The sequence below is a fragment of the Bacillus sp. ISL-46 genome, assembly GCF_018613205.1.
Window position 1 is genome coordinate 22,376 of the sequence record NZ_JAGGQR010000031.1, and the last position, 6,401, is coordinate 28,776.

Genomic DNA, 6,401 nt, shown 5'->3' on the forward strand with positions numbered 1-6,401 from the left:
CTCATCTTTATGAGACATCATTTAATAAATCTTAAAATATTCTCCACGAACGGCTCGGTTTTTTCGATTTGTGTCCAATGCCCGCACTCATTAAATACATGTAGTTCTGCATGCGGAAGCAATTCAATAAGACGATAGCTTGTGTCTGCAATGGGGATAACCTTGTCATTCAAGCCATGGAATAATAGTGTTTGTACTTTAATACTTTGAATTTGTTCATCGGTTAACGCCAATTCGTCCAGTTTTTGTTGGCGAGGCTCTGGGAACATTGCCGAAAATGCATCTTTCACCTCAGGTTCAATACTAGCTTCATAGCGAAGACGGACTAATTCTTCATTTTTCGCTGCTTTTTCATCGTATGAGAATAATTCAATTAATTCTCGCATTGACTCCAAACTTGGCTCATACCCCCAAACACGTTCTAACCCTTCTGAAATTTGGTGCTTTATGCCAACACTACCCATTAAAATTAATTTTTTCACAAGGTCCGGTCTTTGATAGGCAACATGAAGCGCTAATGCACCGCCCATTGAGTTGCCGACTAAGTGAACAGGCTGATCCGACACGGATTCAATAAAGCTAATTAAATGTTGTACCCACAATTCAACGGTATATTGATGATTGGGGAGTTTATCAGTTTTACCAAAACCAATAATATCTGGTGCAAATACATGAAAGGATTCACTTAAGCGTGGGATAATTAAGCGCCAGTTTGCGAAGGCAGATACACCTGGTCCTGACCCATGTATTAAAATAATTTTTTCTGCTCCTCTCCCTTCCTCATGATAGTGTGTGTTAATCCCATTCACATCCATATATTTTGAGATAATCGTCATAACGCATTGCTCCTTCCATCTACTAATAAAGATAGAGGAAACTATTGAAAGCTTCCTCTCGCTTTTACATTCCATACATGGTGAGCTTGTACATTGGAGAAGCTCACCATTAATTATTCACCAGCATTTATTTTAGTGGTGCAACTGCCTTTTTCTTCACTGGTGTTCCATATTCAAAGAACTCTTGTGGTAAATTAGAGCCGTACCAAATAATTGCATGCTCTAAATCTTTCCCTTTCCATTCAACCGTATTCCAGTCTGGGTCAAAAATTTGATAACCCGTGTCACCGAATAATTCAACACGATTGCCCCCAGGTTCGATCACATATAGGAAGTAAGCCTGAGAGACACCGTGCTTGCCAGGACCTGCTTCAATTTTAAACCCATGCTCCACCAATAATTCACTCACATCCATTAAATGTTGGGGATAGCCGTACCAGTAGCAAATATGATGTAATCTTCCTTTTTCAGCTAATGCGTCTCCCATGATGGCAACTTCGTGCACTAATGAGTTAGAACTTAACCATGCTGCTACATCTGTATTATCATCATTTAGAATACGTTCGCGCACTTTAAATCCAAGCGCATTTTCCAAAAACTCAACGTTTTTATTTGTTTCGCTCGCCAGGACATTCACATGGTCTAAGCGACGTACTGGCACACCGCGACGTGGACGCCTTTGTGGACGGTTTAAGAGTGGTGTAGCTTGTTCCTCATTCGCTTGGAAATATTCAACCTCCCAAAGAATTTCCATTTTATGACCATCTGGTGTGGTAAATTGATAGGCTGGTCCATGACCGACATCGCCTTCAATCCAGCCCATTCCATAACCTGTCGCTTCAATCTCTCGTACACGACGCTCTAGAGCTTGCGGAGAAGTGGCACGCCATGCCACATGCCCAAGACCCGCTTCATCATTTTTGGTAATTATCAGTGTATGATGATAAAAATCCTCGTAAGCACGCATATAAACAGAATCACCTTGACGGTGCGATTCTTCCATCCCTAAAATTTCTTTAAAAAACCAAACAGACTCTTCTACTTTAGGACTATAAATTTCAATATGTGCCAGATGTGCCACATCAAAAATAGGTTCTTTCATCATTTCACATTCCCTCCAAAGTTTTATTTACCAAATTGGGTTTCCTTTAAAGCCAAAGATTGACTTGCCGTATGATGCCATTGCATCTTCGTAATGGTGCGTCGGATGAGAAGCCGCTGTCATAATGTCACGCACAAACAATTCGGTAGGCTGCCCTTTAAATACGGAGTTTCCACCTAAAGTTAGTAAAATACGGAGCGCCATCTCTGAAGTCGTTTTTGATATATGCCCACGAATCCCGAACAATCTTTCACGCTCTTCTTCATCCAATGTACGAATGCGATTTTGTTGATAATACGTTAACCTTTCAACGTAATCATTTGCTAAGCCTTTTAAAGAACTTAATTGTAGTTTTAATTCCGCCAGTACGCGTTGACTACTAGCTGCTTCTTTTTCATTTGAATTATTGTTAAAAATACGAATCCGATTTTGTGTTTTTTCTTGGAAAATATCAATCAATCGTTCAATGCCGCCAATCTGAATAAATTGGAAGCCCATTAAGAACCATGGGATATATGGTACATTGAAAATTTGATAGTCAGGCTCAAAATTACTATCTATTGGGCCTGCACCGTTAATGACACGTGTTGCATGGAAAATTCGATTCGGCGGTATGTAAACGTTGTCAACTTTCACCGCGTTACTTCCTGAGCCACGCAACCCCATTGCATCCCAGTTATGGACGATTTCTGCTTCCTCTTTATTCAAAATAAATAAACAATATTCCGGCTCTGTCCGATCCTTTAGCTTGGTGATTGCGCCTAGTCCAATCCAATCACTCCAAAGCACTCCACTACAGAAGTTCCATTGCCCTGAAAGGCGATAGCCTTCGCCATCTTCTGTTACTTTCCCGACAGGGGCAAATACATCTGCCATTAAGCCACCATGTCCATACAATTCATCACGGCTTTCTTTTGGTAAAAACGCAACCCAGGTTTCATGAATAACAAAGAAATAACTTAACCATGCGGCAGCGATACTATGATTCGCGATCGTGCGGATCATTTCACCAAAAGTAAAGTAATCTAAATCTTGACCGCCATATTCTTTTGGTCGTAAGAGTTTATGAAACCCAGCTTCTTTTATTTTTTCAATTACTTCATCTGGAAGCTTCGAATCTTGATCTGCCTTTAAAGCGTATTTTTCAGCTAATAAACCGACCTCCTTTGCCCTCCTAAGAAGTTCTTCTTTGTTGGGAGCCTTTTTAACTTCTAAAAGATTAACTGCCATATACCTTCCTCCTCATAAGTAAACGTTTTCAAATCCTATCAAGCATCTGCTACTGATTTGAATTATAATATTTAGAATATTTTAAATATACCTACGATAGATACTGAATTTAGATTGTTTTTAAAACGTTTCCTATTAAATATTTTCTTTATATATTTAATTGGATTGCTTAAATCATGATAAGTTTATATTTCTAACCGTTACAAAAGAAACGGAGTTAGCTAGATAGTTATTGTAAAATGATGAATCAAACAAACTTTTTTCATTATTTAACTACGAAAAAGCCTTGCCCATCAACAAGTTAATGGGCAAGGCTTATAGTTACATCTCAATTTTTCCTTTTGCTTTTAAAATATTGATTGCTAAATAAAGTGTGAAGGCATATTGTGTATCATTCAGATCATGGTTTAAAATCTCACTAATTTTGGCCAGTCGATAGCGTAATCCGCTAATCGACATGGATAATTCCTTCGCAGTATCGTTAATACTACTTCCACTATCTATATATGCAAATAACGTTTTTATTAACTCAAATTCATTACTATCTACTTCTAACAACCTACCAATATGTTGATTCACAAAGCGCTCAATCAACACATCATCCTGTATTTGGAATAAAACACTTTCAATGCCTAGCTCTTCGAAGTAATATACATTTTTTCGATTGTTTGTTGCACGTAATGCCGCCAATGTTTCATTGTATAGCGTGACAGTTTGTGAAAACTCCTGGATGACAGAGCTAACACCGACAGAAATCCTATATTTTGGGAAGCGCCGTGAACAATGCTTTAACAATTGATCAATAAACGTAGACTGTGATATATGCAAACTTTCAAAAGCTGGGTACTCAATTAATATAATAATTTTGTTGAGTTTTTGTGAAACGATTGAATTGATCGAGCGCTCTTTCAAAAATAAATGAATATGACGAATCAATTCTTCATTAAACGCTATTTCATGTTCAATTTTTGGTTCCTTTACAAATCGTTCAAACGTTAACATCCAATAGGTCGAGGAAGGATTGAAATCTAAATAATAGGCAATTTTATACATTTCTTCCTTTGCTAATCGACCTTCCAAGATATCATTTAAAAAGCTCCGTTTAATCGTTTGCTCCGTTGTAACTTTTATACTTTCATTCAATAATATAAGCGAAGACGTGATTGCTGCCTTTTCAATAATCATATAATCAAGCTCATTCGGCTGATTCTCTCCTGTAAAAACAAAAGAACAATAGCCTTTAATTTGCTCTCCATAAAAAATTGGAGTGCGTAACAATGAAAGCTTTTCTGAATAACGTACAAATGTAGTGTTCGAATCTCTAAATGTATTTAAAGTAAGCGGATTCGGAAGGTTTCCTGATTTTACAATGATTTGATTATATTCATCTTCAATAATGACTGTTAAACCAGTCGTTTCAAATAAAATATCAACAACTTTTTGTAACCCTTGGTTCGACAGTAGTTCCTCAATTAATTGCCGGTGTATATCGCTCGCTTTACTTAAATGGTCCCGCTCCATTTTTAATTTCGCTGTTATTTCATCGAGTTCCTTGATCATGCTATTCGCTTGATAGTAACTCAGATCACTCGTAATTTCTTCTCCCCATTTTTCTATTGGCATACAAATACATTTGCATTGCTCGTGGCCCATCGCGCGACATTCTACTTCCTTAACAAGGATAGGCTGTTGCAGCACGTTTGACAGGTAACCGCTTGCATATCCACACAAGGTGTGACAAACAGGCTCTTCACTGAGGCCTTTGGCTTTTAAATATTGAGATGCCTCAAACGTATTAATCCAAAGGACTTCTATAAAATTGCATTTCTTTTGCTCATCAAAACTCATTTCCAAAATTTCCACTTTATCTAAGTAACCATGCAACTTGTGAAATTTAGGACCTGCATATACCAAATCTAACTCATCGTCCCATTGCAACGACATGGCTTTTTCCGCATCACTCACTCCACAATGCCAGCCGTAGCGAATAAACACGCCCCTTGTTCGTTCAACGCCAATTACATTAATGAGTTCATTTTTCAAATTTGTTCTTGCTTCAATAGGGATTGAAATAATTCGTTCATAAAATTCATTCAAAACTGTTTCTTTAGGTGATTCAAAAGCATTCTTTATGTGCATTCGCTTAATACTCATTTTTTTACTCAACCCCTTGTTCTGTGCTCTTGAAAAAGTGCCTGTCACCACTCGAAATTTGTAGCATTCGACAGGTGACAGGCACCATTTAATATTTCATGTTTTTTCCTCAATTAAAGATGGAAAGACTTTCATTATGTATTATTTAATTATTCAAACAACTACGAAGAATTATTTATTGAGTATTATAACATAATATTCAGAATTTTATTTACTTAGTTTAGATAGTAGGAACGATGTTCTTATAGCTCTGAAATAATATTAGGACTTGATTTAATAGATTTAAATTTCCTATTTGATTATCAAACGGAATGATTCTTCTAGTATCTTTCTACCTCTCTTACCGTTTTGGTAGTATGGTGGTGTACTGGTCAATTAATATTGACTAATCCAGGAAAAAGTAAAGTATCCATTTTTATTGGCTAGCCGATAAATTCCCAAAACAAACAAGATAAAGACAAGATAAGATAAAAAGCATGAGTTCGATTCAATACAGAACTCATGCCAAGGTTGCAGCTTATCATTTATGTCTAATTAATTGTTTTTTGATCAATTGTGACTCCAGTTACATGACCTTCCTGATTTCTGATGATACTCCAAAACTCATTACTCCATTAACGATTTTATCAAGGTGCCACTACCATTGTTCAGAAGGAATGTTAGCAGAGGAATCGAAATCATATATTTTCCTAATGTGTTCTACCATTTTCTCAGCATATTCAATTAGTTTTAAATCGTAATATGCGAGTAAGACTTTTTCTTCATAGTCCATTTCTTCTTGAACTTTATGAAGCTCCGTCCTATCATGTAACATCTGTTAATTTGCAATTTTTACTGGCTACTAAAAAAAGAAAACTCATGTCCTAATTGGTCATGAGTCAGCTTACTTTTTTATCATTCTTCTTATCACCCTTCTTGATTTTCTGAGCTAATTCGATCAGACCTTTTGCTGCCTTTTCTGCATTAAAAGTTCCAGTTTCTTTGTATTCAAAATTCATGGTGGCAACACCTCAAGATATTGTATTCAGACTGATTTGATGAGAATTTTTTAATTCCTTTTTTTTAATTCGTCCACCTGC

At 36.7% G+C, this 6,401-nt stretch carries 4 protein-coding genes; all 4 read right to left on the reverse strand.

Annotated features, from left to right (window positions below):
* Positions 1-17: 17 nt before the first annotated feature.
* The 4 genes from J7E67_RS16700 to J7E67_RS16715 all read right to left on the reverse strand — a co-directional run bounded on the left by J7E67_RS16700 (position 18) and on the right by J7E67_RS16715 (position 5,322).
* Positions 18-836 carry an alpha/beta fold hydrolase gene (locus J7E67_RS16700; RefSeq protein WP_214732403.1) on the reverse strand — a complete coding sequence of 273 codons (819 nt, stop codon included), beginning with the start codon at positions 834-836 and terminating at the stop codon, positions 18-20.
* Positions 837-963: 127 nt separating this feature from the next.
* Positions 964-1,941, reverse strand: a complete 978-nt coding sequence (locus tag J7E67_RS16705; protein ID WP_214732404.1) for a catechol 2,3-dioxygenase — start codon at positions 1,939-1,941, stop codon at positions 964-966.
* A gap of 24 nt (positions 1,942-1,965) precedes the next feature.
* On the reverse strand, positions 1,966-3,168 hold the full coding sequence (locus J7E67_RS16710) for an acyl-CoA dehydrogenase family protein (RefSeq protein ID WP_214732405.1): 1,203 nt from the start codon (positions 3,166-3,168) through the stop codon (positions 1,966-1,968).
* A gap of 321 nt (positions 3,169-3,489) precedes the next feature.
* Positions 3,490-5,322, reverse strand: coding sequence for a XylR N-terminal domain-containing protein (locus J7E67_RS16715; protein ID WP_214718499.1), 1,833 nt, complete (start codon positions 5,320-5,322; stop codon positions 3,490-3,492).
* Positions 5,323-6,401 lie beyond the last annotated feature (1,079 nt).

What these genes read in the sequence shown, in the direction of transcription:
- J7E67_RS16705 (WP_214732404.1), bottom strand. Translation starts at nt 1,941, where the DNA reads ATGATGAAAGAACCTATTTTTGATGTGGCACATCTGGCACATATTGAA.
- J7E67_RS16700 (WP_214732403.1), bottom strand. Translation starts at nt 836, where the DNA reads ATGACGATTATCTCAAAATATATGGATGTGAATGGGATTAACACACAC.
- J7E67_RS16710 (WP_214732405.1), bottom strand. Translation starts at nt 3,168, where the DNA reads ATGGCAGTTAATCTTTTAGAAGTTAAAAAGGCTCCCAACAAAGAAGAA.
- J7E67_RS16715 (WP_214718499.1), bottom strand. Translation starts at nt 5,322, where the DNA reads ATGAGTATTAAGCGAATGCACATAAAGAATGCTTTTGAATCACCTAAA.